The 25,617-nt window shown below is 71.5% G+C and carries 16 protein-coding genes and 1 tRNA gene; 9 read left to right on the top strand and 8 right to left on the bottom strand.

From position 1 onward, the window contains the following. The first annotated feature begins 133 nt into the window (after window positions 1-133). The 4 genes from gyrA to KF737_RS02480 all read left to right on the top strand — a co-directional run bounded on the left by gyrA (window position 134) and on the right by KF737_RS02480 (window position 4,906). The gene (gene gyrA, locus KF737_RS02495; RefSeq protein WP_296450005.1) at window positions 134-2,953 is read left to right on the top strand and encodes a DNA gyrase subunit A; all 2,820 of its coding nucleotides are present in this window, start codon (window positions 134-136) and stop codon (window positions 2,951-2,953) included. A gap of 89 nt (window positions 2,954-3,042) precedes the next feature. Continuing rightward, window positions 3,043-3,537 carry a pantetheine-phosphate adenylyltransferase gene (coaD, locus tag KF737_RS02490; protein ID WP_296450003.1) on the top strand — a complete coding sequence of 165 codons (495 nt, stop codon included), beginning with the start codon at window positions 3,043-3,045 and terminating at the stop codon, window positions 3,535-3,537. A 32-nt stretch (window positions 3,538-3,569) separates the two neighbouring features. Beyond that, window positions 3,570-4,442 carry a peptidylprolyl isomerase gene (locus tag KF737_RS02485; RefSeq protein ID WP_296450001.1) on the top strand — a complete coding sequence of 291 codons (873 nt, stop codon included), beginning with the start codon at window positions 3,570-3,572 and terminating at the stop codon, window positions 4,440-4,442. Continuing rightward, complete coding sequence (locus KF737_RS02480) at window positions 4,439-4,906, top strand: peptidylprolyl isomerase (RefSeq protein ID WP_296449999.1); 468 nt, start codon at window positions 4,439-4,441, stop codon at window positions 4,904-4,906. Before KF737_RS02485 ends, KF737_RS02480 begins: the two co-directional genes overlap by 4 nt. A gap of 5 nt (window positions 4,907-4,911) precedes the next feature. Here KF737_RS02480 and KF737_RS02475 read toward each other — a convergent pair whose 3' ends face one another. Further along, the gene (locus KF737_RS02475; RefSeq protein WP_296449997.1) at window positions 4,912-5,847 is read right to left on the bottom strand and encodes an endonuclease/exonuclease/phosphatase family protein; all 936 of its coding nucleotides are present in this window, start codon (window positions 5,845-5,847) and stop codon (window positions 4,912-4,914) included. Window positions 5,848-5,900: 53 nt separating this feature from the next. On the opposite strand from KF737_RS02475, the gene queA reads away from it, so the two are divergent. Together queA and tgt are read left to right on the top strand one after the other, a co-directional pair. Next, entirely contained in the window at window positions 5,901-6,977 is a 1,077-nt protein-coding gene (gene queA, locus KF737_RS02470) for a tRNA preQ1(34) S-adenosylmethionine ribosyltransferase-isomerase QueA (protein WP_296450019.1), read from the top strand. Beyond that, entirely contained in the window at window positions 6,977-8,107 is a 1,131-nt protein-coding gene (tgt, locus tag KF737_RS02465) for a tRNA guanosine(34) transglycosylase Tgt (RefSeq protein WP_296449996.1), read from the top strand. Before queA ends, tgt begins: the two co-directional genes overlap by 1 nt. Here the strand turns inward: tgt and KF737_RS02460 are convergent. The 7 genes from KF737_RS02460 to KF737_RS02430 form a co-directional block, all read right to left on the bottom strand. Next, window positions 8,028-8,774, bottom strand: coding sequence for a hypothetical protein (locus KF737_RS02460; RefSeq protein ID WP_296449994.1), 747 nt, complete (start codon window positions 8,772-8,774; stop codon window positions 8,028-8,030). The two genes, tgt and KF737_RS02460, sit on opposite strands and share 80 nt — an antisense overlap. A 62-nt stretch (window positions 8,775-8,836) precedes the next feature. After that, window positions 8,837-8,911, bottom strand: a tRNA-Lys gene (locus KF737_RS02455). Window positions 8,912-9,096: 185 nt separating this feature from the next. Then, window positions 9,097-9,567, bottom strand: a complete 471-nt coding sequence (locus KF737_RS02450) for a hypothetical protein (protein WP_296449992.1) — start codon at window positions 9,565-9,567, stop codon at window positions 9,097-9,099. A gap of 114 nt (window positions 9,568-9,681) precedes the next feature. Then, the gene (locus tag KF737_RS02445) at window positions 9,682-11,325 is read right to left on the bottom strand and encodes a glycosyltransferase family 4 protein (RefSeq protein WP_296449990.1); all 1,644 of its coding nucleotides are present in this window, start codon (window positions 11,323-11,325) and stop codon (window positions 9,682-9,684) included. A 36-nt stretch (window positions 11,326-11,361) separates the two neighbouring features. Then, on the bottom strand, window positions 11,362-14,514 hold the full coding sequence (locus KF737_RS02440; RefSeq protein WP_296449989.1) for a CHAT domain-containing protein: 3,153 nt from the start codon (window positions 14,512-14,514) through the stop codon (window positions 11,362-11,364). 2 nt (window positions 14,515-14,516) lie between these two features. Then, a complete protein-coding gene (locus KF737_RS02435) occupies window positions 14,517-18,344 on the bottom strand; it encodes a filamentous hemagglutinin N-terminal domain-containing protein (protein WP_296449986.1) in 3,828 nt (1,275 codons plus the stop codon). Between the two features lie 16 nt (window positions 18,345-18,360). Beyond that, window positions 18,361-20,079 carry a ShlB/FhaC/HecB family hemolysin secretion/activation protein gene (locus tag KF737_RS02430; RefSeq protein ID WP_296449984.1) on the bottom strand — a complete coding sequence of 573 codons (1,719 nt, stop codon included), beginning with the start codon at window positions 20,077-20,079 and terminating at the stop codon, window positions 18,361-18,363. A gap of 371 nt (window positions 20,080-20,450) precedes the next feature. Between KF737_RS02430 and KF737_RS02425 the strand changes: the two genes are divergently transcribed. From KF737_RS02425 to KF737_RS02415, 3 genes are all read left to right on the top strand, one after another. Next, a complete protein-coding gene (locus tag KF737_RS02425; protein ID WP_296449982.1) occupies window positions 20,451-21,713 on the top strand; it encodes a multiheme c-type cytochrome in 1,263 nt (420 codons plus the stop codon). Window positions 21,714-21,877: 164 nt separating this feature from the next. After that, complete coding sequence (locus KF737_RS02420) at window positions 21,878-23,683, top strand: heme-binding protein (RefSeq protein WP_296449980.1); 1,806 nt, start codon at window positions 21,878-21,880, stop codon at window positions 23,681-23,683. Window positions 23,684-23,687: 4 nt separating this feature from the next. Next, window positions 23,688-25,613: a hypothetical protein gene (locus tag KF737_RS02415; protein ID WP_296449978.1), complete on the top strand. Its 1,926-nt coding sequence runs from the start codon at window positions 23,688-23,690 to the stop codon at window positions 25,611-25,613. Window positions 25,614-25,617 lie beyond the last annotated feature (4 nt).

Genomic DNA, 25,617 nt, shown 5'->3' with positions numbered 1-25,617 from the left:
CCCCACGCTGTCGAAGCTTCGCGCGCGTACGCGTGTGCGCGTGCGTGCGCCTGCGCGAGGTGGCCCCTGGCCCTTCAGGGTGCTAACAGGAACACCTACATAAGCCCCACGATTCGAACGGCGTTTCTCCCCCTTGACCGACGACAGCCTCCCTCCGCCTCCCGAGCACACGCCCGGGGGCATCGCCCCTATCGCCATCGAGGACGAGCTGAAGCGCTCGTACCTCGACTACGCCATGAGCGTGATCGTCAGCCGCGCGCTGCCCGACGTGCGCGACGGGCTGAAGCCGGTCCACCGCCGCATCCTGTTCTCGATGAGCGAGAACAACCACACGCCCGACCGCAGCTATGTGAAGTCGGCCCGCATCGTCGGCGACGTGATGGGCAAGTACCACCCGCACGGCGACGTCGCGATCTACGACACCCTGGTGCGCCTGGCGCAGCCGTTCTCGATGAGCCTGCTGCTGATCGACGGGCAGGGGAACTTCGGCTCGGTCGACAACGACCCCCCGGCGGCCATGCGCTACACCGAGAGCCGCATGACGCGGGCGGCCATGGCGATCCTGGCCGACCTCGACAAGGACACCGTCGACTTCAAGGACAACTACGACGGCTCCGAGCAGGAGCCGATCGTGCTCCCCTCGCGCATCCCCAACCTGCTGGTGAACGGCGCGGGCGGCATCGCCGTCGGCATGGCCACCAACATTCCGCCGCACAACCTGGGCGAAGTGGTCGACGCCTGCCTCGCCTATGTCGACAACCCGGAGATCGGGCTGGACGAGCTGCTCGACATCGTGCCCGGCCCCGACTTCCCGACCGGCGGCCAGATCATCGGCCGCACCGGCGCGCGCCAGGCCCTGATGACCGGCCGCGGCTCGGTGATCATGCGCGGCGAGCACCGGATCGAGGAGCTGCGCAAGGACCGCGAGGCGATCATCATCACCTCCATCCCCTACCAGCTCAACAAGTCGGCGCTGGTCGAGCGCATCGCCGAGCTGGTGCGCGAGAAGCGGGTCGAGGGCGTCACCGACCTGCGCGACGAGAGCGACCGCCACGGCATCCGCATCGTCATCGAGGTGAAGCGCGACGCCTCGCCCGACGTGATCCTGAACCAGCTCTACCGCTTCACGCCGCTGCAGACCTCGTTCGGGGTCAACATGCTGGCGCTGAACCGCGGCCGGCCCGAGCAGATGGGCCTGCGCGAGATGATCACCGCCTTCGTGGACTTCCGCGAAGAGGTCGTCGTCCGCCGCATCAAGTTCGAGCTGAACAAGGCCCGCGACCGCGGCCACGTGCTGGTCGGCCTCGCCATCGCGGTCGCCAACATCGACGAGTTCATCCACATCATCCGCTCGTCCAAGGACCCGACCGAGGCCCGCGAGCGGCTGGTCGCCAAGGCCTGGCCGACCGGCGACATGATGCCCCTGGTCGAGCTGATCGCCGACCCGCGCACCGTCATCGTCGAGGACGACCACATCCGCCTGACCGACGAGCAGGCCCGCGCCATCCTGGCCCTGACGCTGTCGCGCCTCACCGGCCTCGGCCGCGAGGAGATCTTCGCCGAGGCGGGGGACCTGTCCGGCGTCATCCGCGGCCACCTGGAGATCCTGGCGTCGCGCGAACGCGTCATGGCCATCGTCCGCGAGGAGCTGGTCGAGGTGCGCGAGCAGTTCGCCGTGCCGCGCCGCACCGAGATCGTCGAGGGCGACGCCGACGTCGAGGACGAGGACCTGATCGTCCGCGAGGACATGGTCATCACCGTGACCCACGGCGGCTACGTCAAGCGCACGCCGCTGGCGATCTACCGGACCCAGCACCGGGGCGGGAAGGGCCGCTCGGGCATGGCGACCAAGGACGAGGACGCCGTCACCCGCGTGTTCTCGGCCAACACCCACACGCCGATGCTGTTCTTCTCCTCGGGCGGCAAGGCGTTCCAGCTCAAGGTGTGGCGCCTGCCCGTCGGCACGCCCACCTCGCGCGGCAAGGCCTGGGTCAACCTGCTGCCGATCGAGCCCGGCGAGAGCATCACCTCGATCCTGCCGCTGCCCGAGGACGAGGCGACCTGGGGCCAGTTCGACGTGATGTTCGCCACCCGCTCGGGCGGGGTGCGGCGCAACAAGCTCAGCGACTTCATCGGCATCAAGCGCAACGGCAAGATCGCCATGAAGCTGGATGACGGCGACGCCATCATCGGCGTCGCGGTCTGTAACGCCGAGGTCAACGACGTGCTGCTGACCACCGCGCTCGGCCGCTGCATCCGCTTCAAGGTCGAGGACGTCCGGGTGTTCGCCGGCCGCGACTCCACCGGCGTGCGCGGCATCCGCCTCGCCGAGGGCGACAGCGTCATCTCCATGGCCATCCTGCGCGCCGTGGCCGCCACGCCCGAGGAACGGGCCGCCTACGTCCGGCACGCCCGCGCCATGGCCAAGGCCGCGCTGGGCGAGGGCGACGACGTCGAGGAGGCCGCCGCCCCGGACGACGAGGACGAAGCCGTCGCCGACGCGGCGCTCTCGCCCGAGCGGATCGCCGAGCTGGGCGCGGCCGAGGAGATCATCCTCACCGTCTCCACCGAGGGCTACGGCAAGCGCAGCTCGGCCTACGAGTTCCGCCGCACGGGCCGCGGCGGCCAGGGCCTGCAGGCCCAGGACCTCAGCAAGCGGGGCGGCAGGCTGGCCGCCTCGTTCCCGGTGGACGAAGGCGACCAGATCCTGCTGGTCACCGACCAGGGCCAGCTCATCCGCACCCCGGTCCGCCAGGTCCGCATGGTGGGCCGCAACACCTCGGGCGTGATCATCTTCCGCACCAGCGCCGACGAGCACGTGGTCTCGGTCGAACGCCTCGCCGACACCGGCGAGGACGACGAGGCGGGCGCCGAGGCCGGGCCCGAAGGCGGCGCGGACGAGGCGGGCGGCGGCGCGCCGGAAGCCGGCGGCGACGGGCCTGCGGCCGAATGAGGGTCACCCCGCGGAACGCAGATTCCCCCTTGCCAGATCGCTGCACTGCGGCGAAAGGGCGAAGGTCGAGTTGGGGGACCTGAAAGCGCATGACCCGCGTCGGTTTCTATCCGGGCACGTTCGATCCCATCCATAACGGCCACCTCGACATCATGGGGCGGGCCGCGAAGCTGGTGGACCGGCTCGTGATCGGCGTGGCGATCAATGCCGGCAAGGGCCCGCTGTTCTCGCTCGAGGAACGCGTCGCCATCGTCGAACAGGCGGTCGCGCCGCTGCGTGCGAAGACCGAGATCGTGGTGCAGCCCTACGAGGGCCTGACGATGCACTTCGCCCGCGAGCTGGGCGCCAGCGTCATCGTCCGGGGCCTGCGCGCCGTCGCCGACTTCGAGTTCGAGTTCCAGATGACCGCCATGAACCAGCAGCTCGACCGCGAGATCGAGACGGTCTTCTTCATGGCCGATCCGCGCCACCTGGCGATCGCCTCGAAGCTGGTCAAGGAAATCGCCCAGCTCGGCGGTGAGATCGACAAGTTCGTCAGCCCGGCCGTGAAGGATCGGTTGCTGGAGAAGGTGGGCCGGGCCTAGCCGTCGCCCCAATCGGCCGCTACGAGAACGCCATGAAGTTCGCGACCCTCGCTTCGGCCGCCGCGCTGGCGCTGGCCCTGGCCCTGCCCGCCACGGCCCAGAAGAAGCCCGCCGCGCCGCCTGCGCCGGCGAAGGCGGCCGGCCCCACGGCCGCCGACTGGCGCACGCCGAACCCCGACGACGTCGTCGTCATCGACACCAACAAGGGCCGGATCATCGTCGAGCTCGTGCCGGAGGTCGCGCCGCTGTTCACCGCCCGCGTCCGCGAGCTGGCCAGGGAGCACTTCTACGACGGTCACACCTTCTTCCGGGTGATCGAGGACTTCATGGACCAGACCGGCGACCCGGAGAACCGCGGCACCGGCGGCTCGACCAAGCCCGAGCTGAAGGCCGAGTTCCTGTTCCGCCGCGGCGCGGACCTGCCCTTCACGATGGCGCAGGACCAGAGCGTCGCCGAGGTGGGCTTCATCAAGTCCGTGCCGGTCTCGACCCAGTCGATGATGCTGGCCCCCATGACCCGCGACGGGAAGGTCAACGGCTACGTCCTCTATTGCCCCGGCGTGGCCGGCGCCGCCCGCGGCGAGGACGAGAACAGCGCCAACAGCCAGTTCTTCCTGATGCGCGCCGCCTTCCCGAAGCTGGAGCGCCGCTACACCGCCTTCGGCCGCGTGATCTCGGGCCAGGACGTGGTGACGGCGATCAAGGTCGGCGAGCCGGTGCCCGATCCGCAGGACCGCATGGAACGTGTGCGCATCCTGAGCGATATCCCCGAGAACGAACGGCCGAAGATCCGCGTGATCGATCCGGCCGGCGCCTGGTTCAAGGCCGAGATCGCGCGGGCCATCGCGGCCGGCGGCGCGAACTTCACGGCCTGTGACGTGAACATCCCAGTCGAGGTGAAATGATGGACGCCGAGAACACCCTGATCATGGAGCTGGAAGGCGGCCCCGTGACGATCAAGCTCCGCCCGGACCTGGCGCCGAAGCACGTCGAGCGCATCAAGGAGCTGGCGCGCGAGGGCTTCTACGACGGCGTGGTCTTCCACCGCGTCATCCCGGGCTTCATGGCCCAGGGCGGCGACCCGACCGGCTCGGGCATGGGCGGCTCGGACAAGCCGGACCTGCCGGCCGAGTTCTCCAGGCAGCCGCACGTGAAGGGCGCCTGCTCGATGGCGCGCACCGCCAACCCGAACTCGGCCAACAGCCAGTTCTTCATCTGCAACGCCGACGCCAAGTTCCTCGACGGCCAGTACACCGTCTGGGGCGAGGTGACCGACGGCATGGAGCACGTCGACGCGCTGCCGGTCGGCGAGCCGCCGCGCAGCCCCGGCAAGATCGTCTCGATGAAGGTGGCCGCCGACGCCGGCTGAGGCGGTCAGGGCGGCGCGACGGGCGCCAGGGTGACGACCAGCGGATAGTGGTCCGAGCCCACCCACGGCCCCCGCTCGACCTTCACCGTCGCCCAGCCGGGTCCGGCGTAGATGTGGTCGATCGGCGCGAAGGGCAGGGGCCAGGGCATGCCCAGCACCTCCGCGGGCCAGGTCGCCGCCGCGCGGTCGCGGCGGATGAGGCCGAGGCTGCGGTCGAGCCGTCGCATCTCGCGCGACCAGCCCGCGGCGTTGAAGTCGCCGGCCAGGATCATCCGCTCGCGCGGGAGCTGGCCCACCACCTCCTCCAGCCGCGCCAGTTCGGCGCCGACCGTGCGGTGTGTCGGCCAGCCCACGTGCGTGGTCAGCGCCTCGACGGGCCCCGAGGCGGTGGCGTAGGTGGCGTTGACGAAGGTGAGCGCGCCGGCCCGCCGCGCCGGGCGGTGCATCACCAGGTAGCGCTCCCGCGTGAAGATCATCTGCGCGCCGCCGGCGCCGGCGGTCTTCCACCCGGCCGCGCGCAGCGCGTCACGCAGGTCGGGGCGGGCCTCGGCGATCATGACGAAGTCCGGGCGCTGGGCGATCAGCCAGTCGGCGACCCGGCGCACGTCGGCGTTGGTCCGCAGCGCGTTGATCTGGATCACCTTGACCTGCCCCGCCGCATCCGGCGGCGCGGCGGGTCCGGTGTCGCGCCGCACCTCGGGCAGGATCAGCGCCGCGCTGGCGACGGCCGCCAGGAGCGCCGCGGCGGCCACGGGTCCGCGCCCCGCCAGGACCGCCCAGACGAGCCCCAGGAGGCCCACCACGCCGTAGACCGGCGCGAGGTGGGTCAGGACGTCGAACGACGGGACCATGCCGGCCAGGAGCCCGCCGCCCGCCGCGAGCGCCGCGGCGACGACGAGCCCGGCGATGACGACGTTCACCCCGCCGACGAACCCGCGCATCTCGCCCCCAAGCTTGACGTGAGGCGCCCCGCGTGGCCTTCACCTCGCCCTTCATGCAGCTTGCCGACTTCGATTTCCACCTGCCGGAGGACCGGATCGCGCTTCGCCCCGCGAACCCGCGGGATTCCGCGCGCCTGCTGCTGGTCGAACCGGCCCGGCCGCTGCGCGACCTCCACGTCCGCGACCTGCCGGGCCTGCTGCGCGCCGGCGACGTCCTGGTGGTCAACGACACCCGCGTGATCCCGGCCCGGCTCAAGGGCCATCGCGTGCGTGGCGAGAGCCGGATCGCGGTCGAGGCCACGCTGCACCGGCAGACGTCCGGCCACGTCTGGACCGCCTTCATGCGGCCCGGGAAGAAGCTCGCCGCGGGCGACCGCATCGTCTTCGGCGAGGCCGGCGATCGGGCGTGCCTTCTGGGCGCCCTCGACGCGACGGTGCGCGAGAAGGGCGAGGGCGGCGAGGTCACGCTCGCCTTCGACCTGGCGGGCCCCGACCTGATGGCCGCCATCGCCGAGCGCGGGATGATGCCGCTGCCGCCCTACATCGCCGCCAAGCGAGGCGAGGACGCGCAGGACCGCGCCGACTACCAGACCGTCTACGCCGACGAGGAGGGCTCGGTCGCCGCGCCCACTGCCGGCCTCCACTTCACGCCGGAACTGCTGGAGCGCCTCAAGGCGACTGGCGTCACCGTCGAACAGGTGACGCTGCACGTGGGCGCCGGCACCTTCCTGCCGGTGAAGACCGAGAACCTGGCCGAGCACCGCATGCATGCCGAGTGGGGCGAGGTGGACGCCGCGACCGCCGAGCGCCTGAACGCCGCCCGCGCCGCCGGCGGCCGGATCGTTTGCGTCGGCACGACCTCGCTTCGGCTGCTGGAGAGCGCGACCGGCGAGGACGGCGTGGTGCGGCCGTTCCAGGCGGAGACGGCGATCTTCATCACGCCCGGCTACCGGTTCCGCGCCGCGGACGGGCTGATGACCAACTTCCACCTGCCGAAGTCGACGCTGTTCATGCTGGTCTCGGCCTTCGCGGGCCTGGAGACGATGCGGGCGGCCTACGCCCACGCGGTCGAGACCGGCTATCGGTTCTACTCCTACGGCGACGCCAGCCTGCTCTGGAGGGCCGCCTGATGGCCGCGTTCCCCTTCACGATCGGCGCGACGGACGGCAAGGCCCGGGCCGGCGTGCTCGCGACGCCCCGCGGCGAGATCCGCACGCCCGCCTTCATGCCGGTGGGCACCGCGGGCACGGTGAAGGCGCTGACCGTCGAGCAGGTGGCCGCGACCGGCGCCGACATCCTGCTCGGCAACACCTACCACCTGATGCTGCGGCCGACGGCCGAGCGCGTGCGCCGCCTGGGCGGGCTGCACCGGTTCATGCGCTGGGAGAAGCCCATCCTGACGGACTCGGGCGGCTTCCAGGTCATGTCGCTCTCGAAGATATCCAAGGTCACCGAGGATGCCGTGACCTTCCAGAGCCACCTGGACGGCAGCCGCCACACGCTTTCGCCCGAGCGATCGATGGAGATCCAGGCCGACCTGCTGGGGGCGGACATCGTCATGCAACTGGACGAGCTGGTGGCGCTGCCGGCCACGCCCGGGAAGGCCGCCGAGGCCATGCGCCGCTCGGCCCGCTGGGGCGAGCGTTCGAAGGCGGCGTTCGGGACGCGCGATACGCAGGCGCTGTTCGGCATCCAGCAGGGCGGCGTCGACGAGGCGCTGCGCCGCGAAAGCGCGGAGCGGATGCTGGAGACGGGCTTCGACGGCTACGCCATCGGCGGCCTGGCGGTGGGGGAGGGGCACCAGGCCATGGTCGAAGTGCTCGACTTCGCGCCCGCGATGCTGCCGGCCGACCGGCCGCGCTACCTGATGGGCGTCGGCAAGCCCATCGACATCGTCGAGGCGGTGGCCCGGGGCGTGGACATGTTCGACTGCGTGCTGCCCACCCGCTCAGGCCGCCACGGCCAGGCCTGGACCTGGGACGGCCCCATCAACCTGAAGAACGCCCGCTTCGCCGAGGACGAGGCGCCGCTGGACGCCGCGAGCGAGGTCTCGGCCAGCCGGGACTACTCGAAGGCCTACCTGCACCACTTGGTGAAGGCGAACGAGATCCTGGGGCAGGTGCTGCTGTCCTGGCACAACCTGGCCTTCTTCCAGGCCCTGATGGCCGAGCTGCGGGCCGCTATTTCTGACGGGCGGATGGAGGCGTTTCGCCGGTCGTTTGCGGCTCGTCAGACGTCCGGGTCGGATATTTCGGCATAGGGATCCGGCGCTTGTCCTCGGCGGGCTCGGAGCCGGCGCGCTCATGGCTGGGGGTCGCGGGCGGATTGCAGCCCTTGGCCTCGCCCAGGCCCTTCAGGTAGGCGCGCCGCACGCTCCCGGCGACGTAGGCCGACTGCACCAGCCGGTCGTGCGCCTCGGCGCCCGAGACCTTGCGCACCACGCCGCGGAACGGGATGAGCGCGCTGGAGGCCACGTCGGCGGCGACGCCCAGCGCCTTGCCCCGGTTGACGATGTTCTCGTCGCCCACGGGCGTCAGGTCGACGTCGGGGCCCAGGACGTCGTCCAGCGGCTTCACCAGGGCGATGAGGTAGTTGCAGCCGTAGTTCCTGGGCGGGCGGGCGTAGGGGTCGGTCATCGCCGCCAGCAACACCTCCGGAATCTCGGTCTTCTGGACGCCCAGGTCGCGGAGCGGCGTGGTGGCCGCGCCTTCGACGCCGCTGCGCTTCACGTCGTCCGACGTCTTCATCCGCTCCTGCGGGACATACTCGGGCGGCGGCGGCTCGACGATCTTGGGCTTCGGCTTGGGCTTGGCCTTCGCCGGCGCCTTCGCCGCGGCGGTCTTCTTCGTCTGCGCGTCCGCGACCGGGGCGGCGAGCGCCCCGCCGAGCGCGGCGGCGACGATCAGCGTGAGAACGGTCCTGCGCATGGGGCCAACATGGCGCCGCGCCGGGCCGCTGTTAAGGCCGCAGCACCGTGCGCCCGCGGAAATGGTAGGCCGGCTGGGGGTCGAACCCAGGACCATTCGATTAAAAGTCGAATGCTCTACCACTGAGCTACCGGCCCTCGACGCGAGGGTCCGAAGTGGGACGCCCGGGCGAAGCGGCGCGGAACCTAGTGGTCTCCGCGCCAAAGTGAAAGTGCCCGCTCGCGAAAAAGCGCCGGGCGCGAAAAAGGGCCGGCGGGGTCGCCCCGGCCGGCCCTTCACGTCGTATCGGAGGGTGTGTCGGTCCTCTGACGGGCTTGCGCCCCTAGTTCTGTTGCGTCTCGGGCGCCGCGCCGTTCTTGGTCAGGTAGGCGTCGAGCGCCTGGCGGGCGACGGTCTTGCAGCCGCTGGTCTCGGCGGTGCGGACGATGTCGTCCAGGCTGACGAGGCTTTCCACCGCCGGGCAGATGCCGCCGCGACGCGCCCCGAAGGTGCGGCCTTCCGGCGGCGGTTGGACCAGCGAGCGGATGGCTTCGAAGCGGGCCGCGTCGGCGGCGGCGAGCTTCGCGCCGGGAATGGTGGCGCCCGCGGCGGCGCCGCGGACCGTGACCAGCTCGCCCGAAGCGCGCATGAGCGTGATCGACTTGCCGGCGCCGAGGGCCACCTTGGCGCCCGCGTCGAAGGCCTGGCCACGCTTGATGGCCGGGTCGCTCGAATTCACGACGATGTAGTCGCTGGCCACGGCAACGCCGCCGAAGGCGAGCGAGAAGGCCACTGCAATCACGAGTTTACGCATGGTATTCACCCCCGTACGACAGTCTGGATCGATGGTGCGCAGACCATTCGAGTACCACATCGAGGCCCTGAACGGTACATGAACCGGCTCCTTGCGTGACTTTGTACGCGGCGTTTAGTCGCGTAGACGCAAGAAGCCGAACTTCGCGAGCCACAGGATTCCCCTTTCGATGAAGGGACGGCGTTCGGGCGGAGTCTCAGCAAGGATCGCGCCAACGGTCAGCGGCCGCTCGGCCAGAACGGCGAGCAGGGTCACGGATTCATCCACGGTGGGCAGGCGCGCGGCCGGGTTGCGCACGTGCGGGCGCAGCAGACGGTCGGCGGCTTCGTCTTCGGAGAACGGGCGGGCGAGCGAGACTTCCGTGCGGGGCGACAGCGCCCCGCTGGGATAGGCGGCGAACATCTTGAAGGGATCGGGGCGGAAGGGATTGTCGGCGGGGGCCTGCTCCGGCGCGGCCGCGCGGCGGCGCGCGAGTTCGGCCCACAGCGCCTGGTACTGGCGGATCACGACGCGCCAGTCGAACACCTCGCGCGCCCGCCGCCGGCCCGCCGCGCCCATGCGGGCGCGCAGGTCCGGGTCGGCGAACAGCGCGCTCAGCGCGTCGGCCGCCTCGCCGACGTCGGGCGCGGTGAAGAGGGCGGTCGAGCCCGCATAGCTGTCGTAGTTCATCATCCGCTGGGCGTAGGCGTAGACGAGGTCCGAACCCAGGCCCGGCCGCGGCGCCAGCGTACGCACCCGGAAGCCGTCCACTCCGTGGCGCACGGTGTCCTTGTAGCCGTCCCAGTCGCTGACCACGCAGGGCAGGCCCGCCGCCATCGCCTCCAGCGGCGTCAGGCCGAAGGTCTCCTGGATGTTGTCGCTGAGGGACAGGAAGACGTCGGCGGCCGAGACGATCTCGTCGCGCGTGGTGGCCGAGGTGTCGCCCACGGACTTCAGGATCACGCCGTCGTCGGCGAGCGCGGCCGCTGCGGCCAGGAACGCCTCCTGGTCCTCCTCGCGCCGGGCGCCGCCGAAGAGGATGAAGTAGACGGGCCGCCCCAGGCGCCGCGCCGTCTCGGCCAGGGCCACGCCCATCGGGCCGGGATGCATCTTGGTGGTCAGGCTGAAGCGGCCGAGGTGCAGGGCCGCCGGCGCGTCCTCGGGGATGTCGAGGGCGGCCCGCCAGCGGCGGCGTGCATCGGGGTCGAGCCGGAAGTCGTCGGCATGGACGCCGAGCGGGATGGTCACCAGTTGCGCCGGCGGGATGCGCGTCGCGCCGAACCGCTCCTGGTAGTAGGCCGCGACGCCCTCCAGCAGCGACTCGACCGCCTTGCGGCCGGGGTCGGACGTACAGACCAGCGCGTCCCAGGGCTCCAGCGGGGCCGACAGCAGGCCCGCGATCTCGTCCATGATGTAGGTCTCGGCGATCGTGTGGGTGACGCCGGTGATCGAATAGGCGTGGCCCCCCAGGGCGCGCCGCGCCCAGGCCTCGTCCTTCATCTCGGGGCTGGGGATGTAGAGCGCGCCGGCGTCGGCCAGCAGCCCGCGCTCGGCCTTCGGGATCCAGGTGACCGGCTTGTCGACCGGCCCCAGCCGCTCCAGCAGGGCGTCGAGCTCGTCGCGCGACTGGTCGTGGACGTTCCAGAAGTGGAAGCGGTCGACCTGGGCGTGGGCGAGGAATCCGCGCAGGAATCCTTCGCCGGCCGAGTTGCGCCCCATCGGCCGCGCGATCGAGGCGTCGTAGGGCTCGGTGTTGAGCTGGATCGCGGCGTTGGCCATGCGAGCCTTCGGGGCGGCCGGCGCGACCGCCGCCTGCTAGTTCGCGGAGGCCGTGCGGGTCGACGACGCGGCCGCCGGCAGCGGCTTGGAGCCGTCGCCGACGATCGTGAAGGGCGCCCAGAAGTAGGGGTGCGAGAACTGATCGTTCTGCTGCAGCGCCCGCTGGGAGACCATCAGCGCCTCGGCCTTGCTGGGGGAGCCGGCCGAGAACATGCCGGTCATCAGCCGCACCGTCGCCACCGAGTCCACCGACCAGTGCGACACGATCAGGCTGCGCCCGCCGGCGTAGATGACCGCGCGCGTCAGGCCGCCAAGCGCCTCGCCGCCGCCCTGCAGGCCGGTGGTCGAGGAGTCGCCGCCGGCGCCGCCGGTGTCGCAGGCCGAAAGCACGACCAGATCGGCGTCGAGCTTCAGGTCGAGGATCTCGCTGGTGTCGAGCAGGCCGTCCGAGCCGTCCATGCCGACCGAGGTCATCAGCGCCGGCTCGGGCAGGCAGGCCGACGGCTGCGGCAGGAGGCCGTGCGTGGCGAAGTAGAGGACCTTGTAGTCCGCCAGGTCGGTGCGGGCCTTCACGGCGTTGTCGGTGAACGGCGCGCCGATGATGATGTCGTTGGGCGAGGCGCCGCCGACGCTGGCGGCCACCGCACGGACCTCGTCGGCCGTGTCGGGCAGGGGCGGCATCTGCAGCAGCGCCAGTCGCGTGCTCTCGCAGACGTTCGAGGCGTTGTCGCGGCTGGAGGTGCTGCGCAGGCTGACCGAGCGGCGGACCACCGAGGAATAGGCGTTCGGGTCGCTCTTCATCGGCGTCGTGGGGTCGGCGAAGGCCAGGAAGCTCTGCTTGGCCCGCGACGGCGCGAACGCCCGCGATTGCAGGAAGCTGGCGGCCGAGAGCACCAGGGCCGAGTCGGTCTTGGCGCCGAGCCAGGCGACCTTGCGGTAGTCGACGTCCTTGCCGGCGCCGGCCTGGGCCACCAGGGCGGCGGGGTCGGCGGTGACCATGGTGGCCACCGGCAGCGAGATCAGCGCGCCGTCGGGTTCGTAGATCAGGTGCCTGGCGGCGGCGACCTCGGTCGCGACCGGGCCGAACAACTGCTTGTAGAGGCCGTACGAGCGGGCCACGTCGAAGGGCGGCAGGCTCTCGTCGTCCTCGAACACCGAACGCAGGCGGCGCACGTCGGCGGCGATCGCGCCGCGGCTGGCGTCGATGGCGTAGGCCTTGGCGTCGGTCTTCGACACGAACATGCCGTAGCTCCTGGTGTTGAGCGTCAGCACCTTCACGTAGACCTCGTCGGGGCCCAGCGCCTTCTGCAGGTCGGCGAGGGTGGCGGTCGAGGAGACGAGCTGCGAGTAGCGGGGGTTGGCCGAGAGCAACTGGGCTTCGAGGCCGTCGGCCTGGGCCTGCAGGGTCTTCAGCCGGGTCTCGATGTCGGTCCGCTCGGCGCCGGCATACGCGTTGGCGGCCTGGAGCTGGGCGGCCTGGGCTTCTGCGGCGCGCAGCTCGCGGCGGGTGTCATCGAGCGCGCGGACGAGGCCGGTGGTGGCGCTGTCCCCCGAGGCGACGCGGGCGGCGAGCTTCGAGACCGTCTGGGCCGTGGCGTTCGAGACCACGCTCGCCGCCGCCGAGAAGAAGCGGGCCTTGTAGTCGCCCGCGTTGCCGGGATCGCTGCCGATCCGCTTGATCAGGAGATCGAAGTAGGGGGCCGCGTCGTCGGCCGAGGCGCCGAGCGCGCCGCGCTGGGCCTGGAACAGCTCGAAGGCGCGGGCGTAGGTGTCCAGCGCGGCGCCGTCCTGGTCGGCGGCGATCTGAGCGCGGCCGAGGTCCAGCAACAGGCCGCCCTCCGCGGCCGTGCCGGCATGGCGCAGGCGGATGGTGCGGACGGCGGCCTGGTACTTGGCGATGGCCGCGGCCGGCTGGCCCTGGTCCATGTCGATCTCGGCCAGGTCGGCCTCGATGCGGGCGTGGAGCCAGACGTTCAACGCGCCGTTGACCTCGGCGTTAGTCAGCAGGCGCTGGGCGCGCAGCAGCGCCTCGCGGCCGCCCGCGGCGTCGCCCTGGGCGGCGAGCGACGAGCCCGCCACCTCGAGCGCCTGGGCGTCCTGCACCACGAGGCGGTCCGAGAGCGACACCTTGGAGCCGCCCAGCACGTCGCGGCCGGCCGGCCGGCTGTTGAGCGCCGTGGAGAGATCGCCGCCGATGGCGACGGTCCCGTCGGCCGCCGCGGTGGCCTGCGGGCCGGTGGCGCCCAGGCCCTGCGAGGCGCGGACCTGCTCGCTGGCGCGGAGCGCGGCCTGCGCGGCCTGCGCCGCCTCGGCGAAGCGGCCGGCGTTGCGCAGGTGCAGCGCGCGGTAGACGCGGGCCTGCGACGACAGGAAGGGATCGTTGGCGGCGGCCACCTGCACGTCGGCGTCGCGGAACAGGCGGTCGGCTTCGGCGAAGCGGCCGTTGTTGGAGACGTTCAGCGCCAGGTTCAGCAGCGCCTCGCCCATCTCGGCCGGCGGCGCGCGGCGCGCCTCGGCGTCGGCGACGAGGGCCTGGAAGTCGGTCTCGGCCTGTTCGAAGCGCCACTCGTTGTTCTGGACGTAGGCGCGGGCGCGCAGGCGCGCCGGGTCGGCCGCGGCGGCGGCCTGGGAGCGGGCGAGGCCGCCGGTGGCCCCGCCGAAGTCGGCCGCGATCTCGGCGCTGGCGGCCGAGGTCTGCACGTCGTTCACGGCCGGGGCCTTCGCCGCGCCGGAGACGACCTTCAGGCCGGTCTCGAGGACGTCGGCGATCTGGGCCGGGCCTTCGGCGGTGAACGTGCCGCCGCCGCGCCGGGTGGTGTAGGCGAGGTAGGGCGCATTGCCCCGGGCGCTGCGGCAGGCGCGACGGTTCGCGGCGCCGAGGCCGGCGATGGTCTCGGTCTTCTGGTCGGAGCACTGGGCGCGGCCGGTCAGCGCGGTTTCCCACGGCGCGACGTCACCCTTCTCGAAGGTGTAGAGCCGCCCGAGGCTGCCCTCCCAGCCGCGGCAGCGGATGTTCCAGCCGCGGCGGCCCGGACCCTGCACGACCGGGTCGTCATAGTCGCGCACGGCGGTGCAGACGGCCCCGGAGGCGGCGCTCTGGCCCAGCGGGATCAGGTCGGCCCGGGTCTGCGCCCCCGCCGGGGCGGCCAGGATCAGCGCGCCCGAGAGCGCGAGGAGAAGACGCTTCACGATCATTTCTGCTGCCTGCGCTGGCGCCAGATCTCTTCGCTGCCGGCGCCGGTGGTGACCGGATCGGTGACGATTTCGTCGGTCGCCGGGGGCGCCACGCCCAGGACGACATTGGGAGCGGTCAGGCTCTCGGACGAGACCTGCGCCTCGCCGGCCTCTTCCGAAGTCTTCTTGTCGTTCGAGTTCGACGAATCGGCGCCGAAGATCGAACCCGTGCTGCCGAGCTGGTCGCGGGCCGCCAGGATGCCGGCGCTGAGCTGCGAGGTCACGACGTTGTCGCTGCTCGAACTGCCGCCGCCGCCGCCATTGCCCGACACGAAGGCCGGCGAGCAGTTCTGGGTGCCGACGTCGCAGCTGTTGAACCGGTAGTTGGCGTCGGCGGGCTTGCTGACCGGCGCGCCGTTGTTGTCGACGATGATGAAGCTGACGCCCGTACCGGCGTTCGTGCCGCCCACGACCTGGCCGTTGGCGCCGGAGAAGGCGCCCCACAGCTCGACCACCTTCGGCGGGTCGATGATGAGCGCCGGGTTCGACTGGCCGGTGAAGAAGACGCCGACCGCCTGGCCCAGGCCCAGCGACGCGGTGTTCTGCTGCACCACCTTGTTTTCGGCCGACACCTCGAGCTTGCCGGCGGAGACGAACACCTTGTTGACCTCGCCGCCCGTGGCCGCGACCCCCGCGGGCCGGCCGGCCGCGGTGTCGATGTCGCCGACGGCCGTGCCCTGGATCAGGGTGATGAACCGCTGCGAGCCCATCAGGATGTCGTTGCGGGCCGCCAGCCGCACCTCGGTGAAAGCGCGGATGTCGCTGTACTGGCCGCCGTTGAACGTGGCGGCGCCCAGCGCGCCCGAGATCAGGATCGAGTTCGGACGCCAGGCGAGGTCGGTCGCATCGCCGATGCGCAGGATGCCGCCGCTGGCCGTCGGCGTGACCGCGCCGGTCACCTGGGCGTTGTTGTTCGAGCCGACGAGGAACGCGACGTTCGGCGTGTTGGCCGGGTTGATCGACAGCGTCTGCAGGGTCAGATCGCCGCGCGCGCCGCCGGCCGTGGACCCGGCGAGGAAACGCAGGGCGCCCGCGATCCGGAGCTGGCCGAACTCGCTGTTGTCGAGGATCAGCGCGCCCGCGCCGCCCGCCGCGCCGCCGACCCTGAGCGCGCCGGTCTTCGACTCGATCTGGGCGTTGGCGGCGGTGACGAGGCCGGTGAGGTCCAGGTCGCCCGCCACGATGCGCAGCGTTCCGGTGGCCGTCAGCGCCGCGACATTGGCCGTGCCGGCCACGTCGAGGGTGAGGTCCCGGCCGGCGCTGAGCGGCGTCGAGGACGTGAAGTTTCCGAGCGAAGTGATGGAAAGATCGCGCGCAACCGGCGCGATCGCCGAACCCAGACTGAGCGTCGCACCCTGCAGGATCAGGTCGCGGCCCGTGCGGTAGCTGGTGGTGGTCACCGCGCCGTCGACGTTGGTGGCCCTGAGCGTCAGATCCTCGCTGGCGCTGACCGCGCCGGCGGTCACCGTGGCGCCGACCAACGACACCGACCCGGAGTCGGCGCGCACGTCGGCCACGCGCAACGCGCCCGCCGCCGTGATCGTCACGTTGCGCGTCGCCGTCAGCGCATTGGCCAGGGTGAAGTCGCCGGTGGTGGAGCCCACCGTCAGGTCGCGGCCGGCCGAGACGTTGTCGAGGCGAACGCTCGGCGCCCGCAGCGTCGCGTCGCGCGAGGCGATCACCGAGACCGCTCCGGGGGTCTCGCGCAGGACGTCGACCACGGCGTCGCGCCCGGCCCGCACGTCGACCCGTGTCGCGCCGGTGACGCCGCCCGTACCCAGGCCCAGCCTGGCGTCGAGGTCGATGGACTCGACCCGCACCACGCGGCCGTTGCCGGCCGTGTCGGGGTTGCCGACGAATTCGATCTGCACCGCGTCGGGCGCGGCGCCCGTCAGGGTCGCGTCGCCGAGCGAGGCGGTCCCGTGGTTTGCGATGACGTAGATGTCGTCGCCGGCGGTGGCCGCGCCCACGATCGCGTCGCCGCTGGTGGCCACGACGTAGACGTCGCCCGAGGAGGTGACCGTGCCCAGCTTCAGGCTCTGCGCCATGCCGAAGACGCGCGGGGCGGTGACGGTGTTGGCCTCGATCGCGCCGCCGCGGAGGTTCACGCTGCCGCCGGCGGTGACGGTGTCGACCTTGGCGTCGGCCAGGTCGAGCGTGACGTTCTGCTGCGCCGACAGGTTGATCACCCCCGCGACGGACGAGGTTCCGTCCCCGATCGTGATGTCGCGGCCCGAGGTGACCGTGAGCCGGGTCGGCGCCGAGATGGCGTCGATCCTCACGTCCTGCTTGCCGGTGATCACGCCCTCGCGCATCACGCCGACGCTCGCGAGCAGGACGTCGCCGTGGGTGGAGGTGGCGGTCAGCGCGCCGGTGGCGATCAGGCTGTTGGCCTTGACGTCGGGACCCGTGACCGTGACGTCGCGGCTGGCGACGATGCGGCCCAGCTCGATCGAGGCCGTGGCCTGGATCCTGGCGTCGCGGCCCACGTTGATCGCGGAGATGGCGGTCGGGTCGAACAGCGCCGAGACCAGCGCCCGATCCAGGACGACCGACTCGACGGCGTCGATGAAGCCGCCGAACCCGTTGCCGTTCCCATTGCCGTTTCCGTTCCCGTTCCCGTTGCCGTTTCCGTTCCCACCGCCGTTGTTGTTGTCGCAGTAGTCGTCGCATTCCGGCGGGGTGTTGTCGTCCGCGATGGTCGGCGGATCCCTGGTCTCCTCGGGCGGGCGGACCCAGGGGCGGCCGAAGATGCGGCCCACGTTGCGGATCTGCAGGTCGCGCGAGGCGATGGCCTTGTTCAGGTAGATGTCGGTGCTCGCCGCGCCGTCCAGCGTGGTCCCGGCGGCGCGGTTGGTGATGCCCGCCCCGCCCGAGAGGACGATGTCGCCGCCGTCGGCCTTGGCCGCCTGGGCCGTGACCATGCCTTCCAGGTTGATGACCGCGCTGCCGATCGCCGATTTGGAGACCGCCGCCAGGAACACCGAGTTGCCCCGCGTGTCGCCGCCCAGGTCGATGGCCACCTGGCTCTCGGCGCCGTCGCTGGCGTTGGGGACGATGAAGTCCACCAGGTCGAAGTCGCCGCCCGCGCCGGGCGCGAGCCGGATCTGGAAGTTCTTCGCCGACCCGTAGAGCACGCTGCCGTCGGTGGCGCTGACCAGCGCGTTGGCCCGGGTCTGGATCGTCGGACCCATCATGGCGACCATGCCGCCGTTCGCCGTCAGCCGGGCGTTCGACAGAACCATGATCCGCGAGTTCGGCAGCACGTCGCCGCCGGAGAACGAGAAGAGGGTGTTGGCGGGGTTCAGGAACTCGGCGGTGTTCGGCGTGCCGATGACGGCGAACAGGCTGCCGGCGTCGACCTGCGCGCCCCTGCCGAAGATGATGCTGTTCTGGGAGGAGAACCAGATGTTGCCGCCGTAGGCCGAGCCCACCTTGCCCTCGACCACGCCTTCGATCTTGGCGGGGGTGAGGCCTGTGACCTTGTTCAGGACGATCCAGCTCCTGTCGTCGAACTGGAAGCTGACGGTCTCCTGCGGGCTGACGTTGAAGGTGGTCCAGGAGAGCACCGTCCTGGAGGCGTTCAGCTTGACGTCGAGGCGGTCGGCGCCGGTCGTCAGCGTCGGATCGCCGCCGCCGGAGTTGACCTGGGGGATGCCGCCGACCGGGAGGGCGAAGGACGTGGTGGGGGTGAGCGCATGGACGCCGACGAGCGCGCCGCAGAGCGCCGTCCGCGCGAACAGGAGGCGGCGACGGGTCCGAGGCGACATGATGAGCGTCGGCATGCTTACTCTTTCCGCATCATAGCAGGCTCGCCGTGAGCTGGATCAGCACACGGTCGCTAGGACGCGTACCCCCCGTCCGGGTGGCGTCGAGTGGATGGGCGTAGGTTACTTCGAGGTTGGCGCGGCTGAACAGCCGGAAGACGACCCCCGCGCCGATCGACTTCAGGCTCCTGTCCTTCTGCACGCCCGACGCCGCGGCGTTGTTGTTGGCGACCCAGCCGGCGTCGAAGAAGGCATACGGAGCGGCCGCCACCTTGGGATGCAGTTGCAGCGGCCCGTAGCGCAATTCGGCCGCCGCGGAGATCCCCTTGTCGCCCAGCAGCGCCGCCGGATCGTAGCCGCGCCCGACCGTGAGGCCGCCCAGCGAGATCTGCTCGTAGGGCATCAACTGGCTGTCGGCGTACTGCGCCTGCATGCGGACCTGGCCGGTCAGCCGGTCGGTCAGCGCGATGTCGCCGCCGCCCTGGGCGCGCACCACCCAGGCCTCGGGCTTGCCGAACGCGCGGGTCAGCAGCGGATCGCCGGCGTCGCTGGCGCCGAACACGTCGAGGCCCTTGCGCAGGCTGACCGCGCCGCTGGTCAGCACCGGGCGGCCGCCGATCTCGGTGCGGTAGTCGCCGTCCAGGCGGGCGTAGAGGACGCGCAGCTTGTCGTGGCTGAGCAGGGTCGCGCCGGACGGGCGGGTCTTCTGGTCGATGATGTCGAAGCCGCCGGCGACGTTCAGGTTCTGGCTGCGCGAGCGGATGATCGGGTAGGCCGCCTCGAGGTTGCCGACCACCGACTTGCTCTTGAGGTCCAGCGGCTTGAGGAAATCGCCCGGCCGGCTCTCGCCGTAGGTGAACGAACCGCGCCCCACCAGGCCCTCGCCGCCGAAGCGGGCCGTCTCGGCGATCTGCACCAGCCACTGCTCGTTCGAATCGAGCGTGTGGAAGGCCGTGAGCGCGGTGGACTCGCCGTATTCCGTGTAGCCGGCGAACTCGCCGCGCACGAGGCCGCCCCAGCGGCCCACCTGCCTGGAGCCGGTGTTCTGCACATTGGCGAAGACGTCGGGGCCTTCCTTGGAGACCGTGATGTCGATGTCGACCGCGCCGCGCTCGGCGCTGGTCGAGGGCCGCACCGCCGCCCGGGCCCGGATGCCCGGAACGTCCGAGGCCAGCAGCAGGTAGCGCTGGGCCTTGGCCATGTCGAACGGCTTCATGCCGCGCAGCTTCTCGGCGTAGCGCTCTACGGCGGCCTGCGCCGGACCCACGTCGCCGCGGACGCGGACGTTGACCACGTGCGCCTCGATCACCTCCAGCACCAGCGCGCCGCCGGCGATCCGCTGCTCCGGAATCTCCACCCGCGCGAGCACGCCCGAGTCGAAGACGATGCGGGCGGCGCGGTCGCGGATCTGGCAGATCACGGCGACGGACTGCGGCTTGCCCAGGACATCGGCGTAGGCCGAACGCAGCCGGTCGGGGCCGACGGCGGTCGCGCCCTGGAACGTCACCGAATTCAGCGTCACCTGGACGTCGGAGCCTTCGAGCGGGCAGGGGCCGGGCGGTTCAGGCGTGAATGCGCCGCTCGAACGGCGCGGCGGCGGGCGCGTGATCCGGCTGGACGGGTTCACTTCCGCAGCGCTGGTGCCCGGAACGCCCGCCTGAGACGCAGGCGCCGGCTGCGCCCAGGTCAGACCGGTCGGCGAAAGCGCCGTGGTCGCCATGGCGAGCAGGCACCAGCGCGCCTTGCGGCCCATACGCTGCGCCCGATGGCGAAGCCGCTCCATGCCTTACCCCCAACCACCCGACACCCGTCCGTCTTACAGTTCGCGAAACACGTTGTTAAGCGGAGACTCTCGGCAGGCGAACCCTCGAAAAGGGGGGGCAGGGCGCGCTCAGAGACTAGGCGCCGCCATATGGATTTGGTCCCATTGTGGCGTATTCGGGCTACCGAAGCTGAGCCGAGCCCGCTAAGACTCGGCCGTCAGTGGCGCCCGGGGGAGGGACGATGGGGGGAGCACGAGCGTCGCGAGTCGTAGGCGCGCTTTGCGTCGCCGCAGCCGCCGTCGTCGGGGCGTTCTTGGTCGTGAGCGGTCCCGCCGCCACGGCCGCCACGGAATCTGCGCCGATGAAGGGCGTACATGAGGGCGTCGCCTCATGCGCCGGCTCCAGTTGCCACAGCCGCCAGGTCGATTCGGGCGTCAACGTCCGCCAGAACGAGATCATCACCTGGCAGAGCCCCTCCAGCGCCGCGGGCGCCCACAGCCGCGCCTGGCGCGTGCTGACCGAGCCCCGCGCCCAGGCGATCGCGCGCAAGATGGGCATCGGCCCGGCGCAGAACGCCAAGGAATGCCTGGGCTGCCACGCCGACCCGGGCGTCATGCGCGGCGGCAAGTTCCAGATCAGCGACGGCGTCGGCTGTGAATCCTGCCACGGCGGCGCCTCCGGCTGGCTCGCCAGCCACCGCGCGGTCGGCGGCACGCATGCGGCCAACGTCGCCAACGGCATGCGCGCGCTGGAGAACCCGAAGGTCCGCGCCGGCGTCTGCCTGGACTGCCACTTCGGCAGCTCGCGGCCGGGCCAGTTCGTCACCCACCAGATCATGGCCGCGGGCCACCCGCGCGTCGCCTTCGAGCTCGACCTCTTCTCGAGCATGATCAACCACTGGGACGTCGACGCCGACTACGTGCAGCGGAAGGGCTATGCGGGCGGCGTGAAGACCTGGGCCGTGGGCCAGGCCATGGCGCTGGACCGCGCGCTGTCGCTGTACGGCGAGGGCGGCCGCAGCGGCGGGGCCTTCCCCGAGCTCTACTTCTTCGACTGCCATAGCTGCCACCGCGAGATCTCGGACGATCCCAAGGCGCGGCCGAAGTGGGAGGCGAACCCCGGCCGCCCGATCCCGTCGGGCCAGCCGCCGTTCAACGACGAGAACATGATCATGCTGCAGGCCGCCGCGCGGGTGACCTCGCCGGCGCTGGCCCAGCGGCTCGAGGCCGACTCGCGCGCCTTCCACGCCGCCCTGGCCCGCGACCGCGCCGAGTCCCAGCGCGCCGCCGTGAAGCTGGCCGGCACCGCCCGCACGCTCGCCGACGCGTTCGCCGCCCGCGGCTTCACCCGCTCGGATACGCTGGCGATCCTGGACTCGGTGCTCTCGACCGAGCTGTCGCGGCGCTACACCGACTACTCGGGCAGCGCCCAGGCGGTGATGGCGGCCGACACCCTGCTGAACGCGCTGGTGGCGTCGGGTCAGGTGGATCGCGGCGCGGCGGCCCGCGTGCGGCCGCAGCTCGACCGCGCCTACGCCCAGGTGCGCGATCCCAACAGCTACAGCCCGGACACGTTCCGGAACGCCCTGACCCAGGTCGCCCAGGCGGCGAGGTCCCTCAGATGAGATCGGTAACGCGCTGGGCCGTGTCATTGGCCGCTTTGGCGCTCGCGTCCTGCGGCGGCGGCGGAGGAGGGGGAGGCGGCGGAAGCGGCGGAACGACCACCACGCCGCCGACGCCCGGCACGCCGAGCCCGACGCCCGCGGGCGTCTACACGCTTCCTGCTGCCGTGGCGCTCACGACAGCCGACGTCCAGCAGGTCATCGCCCAGGCGGTGGCCGAGGCGCGTGCGCGCAACCTGCCGGTGGTGATCGCGGTCACCGACCGGGTCGGCAACGTGCTGGCCGTCTATTCCATGGCCGGCGCCCGGGCGACGACGGTGACCCGCGCGGGTCCGACCGGCGTCAACACCGACGCCCAGGGGCTGACGGTGCCGGCGGCGGGCGCCGCCATCGCCAAGGCCATCACCGGCGCCTACCTGTCGTCGTCGGGCGGCAACTCGTTCTCGACCCGCACGGCCAGCCAGATCGTGCAGGAGCACTTCCCGCCCGCGCCGTCCACCGCCGGGCTCGAAGGCGGCCCGCTGTTCGGCGTGCAGTTCTCGTCGCTGCCGTGTTCCGACGTCACGACCCGCACCGCGAGCACCACGGTCGGGCCGCGCCGTACGCCGCTGGGCCTCTCGGCCGATCCGGGCGGCTTCCCCCTCTACAAGAACGGCACGCTGGTCGGCGGCGTCGGGGTCGTCGGCGACAACGACTACGGCTTCGACAGGAACATCCTCGACGTCGACGCCGACGACGAGGAGAACATCGCCTACGCCGCGACGGTGGGCTTCGACGCGCCCATCGACCAGCGCGCCGACCGGATCACGGTCGACGGAACGGCGCTCCGCTACTCCGACGCCTCGACGGGCACGCTGCGCACCACGCCCTCCAGCGCGCCGGCGTTTTCGACGCTCGGCGCCGCGGCCGGCGCGTTCACCCCGGTGACCGGCTACTACTCCGGAGCCGGCGCGCTCGCGGGTCAGGTCTACGGCGCCGAGGCGTCGGGACTGCGCCTCGCGACCGCCGCCGAGTTCTCCATCGCCGGCGCCATGGTGCTGTCGGACGGGGCCGGCGCCAACCGCTTCCCGATCCGTGGCGGCACCGACGCCGCCGACGGCCTGACGCCGCTCAGCGCCGCCGAGGTCCGCGCGGTCCTGGAAGAAGCCTTCACGATCATGAGCCGCGCCCGCGGCCAGATCCGCCGCCCGCTCGACAGCCGCGCAGAGGTCTCGATGACGGTCGTGGACAGCCGTGGCCAGATCCTCGGCATCGTCCGCGCGCCCGACGCGCCGGTGTTCGGCATCGACGTGTCGGCGCAGAAGGCCCGCACCGTGGCCCTGCTGTCGGGCCAGCGCGCGGCGGCCGAGCTGCTGGGCGACCCCAGCGCCGACGTGCGGGGCTTCGTCCAGAAAACGCGGGATTTCTTCGGCGACGCCACCGCCCTGACGGGCAGGAACGCCCTGGCCGCCAAGTCGATCGGCAACCTGGCGCGGCCCTATTTCCCGGACGGCGAGGTCGGCCGGCCGAACGGCCCGCTGTCGCGCCCGATCGCGCTCTGGAGCCCGTTGTCCACCGGCCTGCAGTCGGCGCTGGTGTTCGGAAACCTCGGCCAGCACCTGGGCTTCGTCAGCGGCGGCCTGGCGACGGACACGCCCGCGCGCTGCACGTCGCTGCCCGACGTGGCGCCCGGGCAGAACCCGTTGCAGAACGGCCTGCAGATCTTTTCCGGCGCGGTGCCGATCTATCGGGGCAGCCAACTGGTGGGCGCGATCGGCGTCTCGGGCGACGGCATCGACCAGGACGACATGATCTCGTTCCTGGGCGCGCACAACGGCGGAGCCCGCCTCGGCGGCGCCATCGGTAACGCTCCGGTAGCGATTCGGTCCGACACCCTGCTCGTCGGACCTACCCAGACACGCCTGCGCTACGTCGGCTGTCCGTTCGCGCCTTTCCTCGACACGAACGAACAGAACGTGTGCCAGGGGAAGTAAAGGCATGCGGAAAGCCTCGCTCCTCGCGTTCGTCGCCTTCGCCGCCCTCGCCGGGCGGGCCGAGGCCGCGACGGGCGATGGCCTGACGATCGACGACATCCTGGCCGCCTGTGGCCTGGCCGGCGCGCCGGCCGCGGCCGTGCTGGCCGCCGTCGACTCCTCGGCTCAGGAGCCGGCGCCTCAGCCTCCGGCCGAGGCCGCCCCGCCGCCGGACTCCGAGCCGGCCCCGGCCGACGCCGCGCCGCTGGAAGGCCGCCGCCCGCCGGGCCGGATCCAGACCTACGAGCCGGAGATCCAGCAGACCAACCCGGGCGCGGTGCGGGCGCCGCCGCCGGAAGCCTTCCCGCACGACGAAGTGCCGGTCCCGGATCGCTGGCGCCTGGCCGGCGGTCTCGGCGTGTCCAAGCCGCGCTGGTACGACCCCTACAACCAGAACTTCTGGAAGGGCGACATCCCGATCAAGGGCACGGAGGACCTGTTCCTCGCCCTGACCGGCATCTCGGACACCGTCGTCGAGCCGCGGACCTTCCCGATCCCCGTGGGCGTGCAGACCACCGAGCGGCCCGGCAGCCTGGACGTCTTCGGGCGGTCGACCAGCCTGGTGCTGGCGCAGACGTTCATCGTGGGCGCCTCGCTGATCAAGGGCTCCACCGCCTACAAGCCGCCCGAATACGAGCTGCGCGTCGCCCTGGCCTTCCAGGACAACTACGTCAACGTGCCCGAGAAGCGCGTCCTCTACGTCGAGCCCAGCCGGAAGTCGCACCGGAACGACGCCTTCATCGGGGTCCAGGAGCTGTTCCTGGACTACCACCTGCGCAACGTCTCCGACCGCTACGACTTCGACAGCGTGCGCGTCGGCATCCAGCCGTTCTCCAGCGACTTCCGCGGCTTCCTGTTCCAGGACAACCAGCTCGGCGTCCGCCTGTTCGGCAACCGCGACAACAACCGCTTCCAGTACAACCTCGCCGCCTTCTGGCGCATCGAGAAGGACACCAACTCGGGCCTGAACGACGTCACCCAGCGCCTCCGCGACGACTGGGTGTTCGTGGGCAACCTCTACCGCCAGGACCTGCCCGTGCCGGGCCTCACCTCGCAGGTGACGGTGATCCACAACCGCAATCGCGAGGGCGACGAGATCTACGTCGACAAGAACGGCTTCCCGCAGCGCCCCGCGCTCCTGGGCACGCTGCGCGGCCGCGACTACGACGTGACCTACCTGGGCTACAACGCCGACGGCCACTGGGGCCGCTACAACATCACCGCCTCGGCCTATTACGCCTTCGGCGAGGACCGGAACTCGATCTTCACCGACCGCAAGGCCAAGATCCGCAGCTACTTCCTGGCCGCGGAGCCCTCGATCGACTTCGACTGGATCCGGGTGCGCGGCTCGCTGCTCTACGCCTCGGGCGACAAGAACCCCTACGACAACACCGAGCGCGGCTTCGACTCGATCTTCGAGAACCCGCAGTTCGCCGGCTCCGACACCAGCTACTGGATCCGCCAGACCATCCCGTTCGCCGGGGGCGGCCGGCTCATCGGCGTCAACGCGCGCAACGGCGTGCTGAACTCGCTGCGGCCGTCGAAGGAAGAGGGCCAGTCCAACTTCAACAACCCCGGCACCACGCTCGTCGGCGGCGGCGCCGACTTCGACGTCATGCCGCAACTGCGGCTGTCGGTGAACGTGAACCACCTGGGCTTCGTCGACACCGCGGTCGTCCGGAACCTGCGCCAGGAAGGCTCGATCCCGAAGTCGCTGGGGTGGGACGCATCGGTGTCGGCGATCTACCGGCCGATGGTGACGCAGAACATCATCTTCCGCGCCTCGGGCGCGGTCTTCGACGCCGGCGCCGGCTTCAAGGACCTGTTCGCCAACCGGGGCCGACACGACCAATACTATTCGGTGCTACTGAACGCGATTCTCACCTTCTAGGGGC

The sequence above is a fragment of the Phenylobacterium sp. genome (assembly GCF_019636135.1).
Lineage (GTDB): Bacteria > Pseudomonadota > Alphaproteobacteria > Caulobacterales > Caulobacteraceae > Phenylobacterium.
This window is presented reverse-complemented; position numbering and strand designations above follow the sequence as displayed.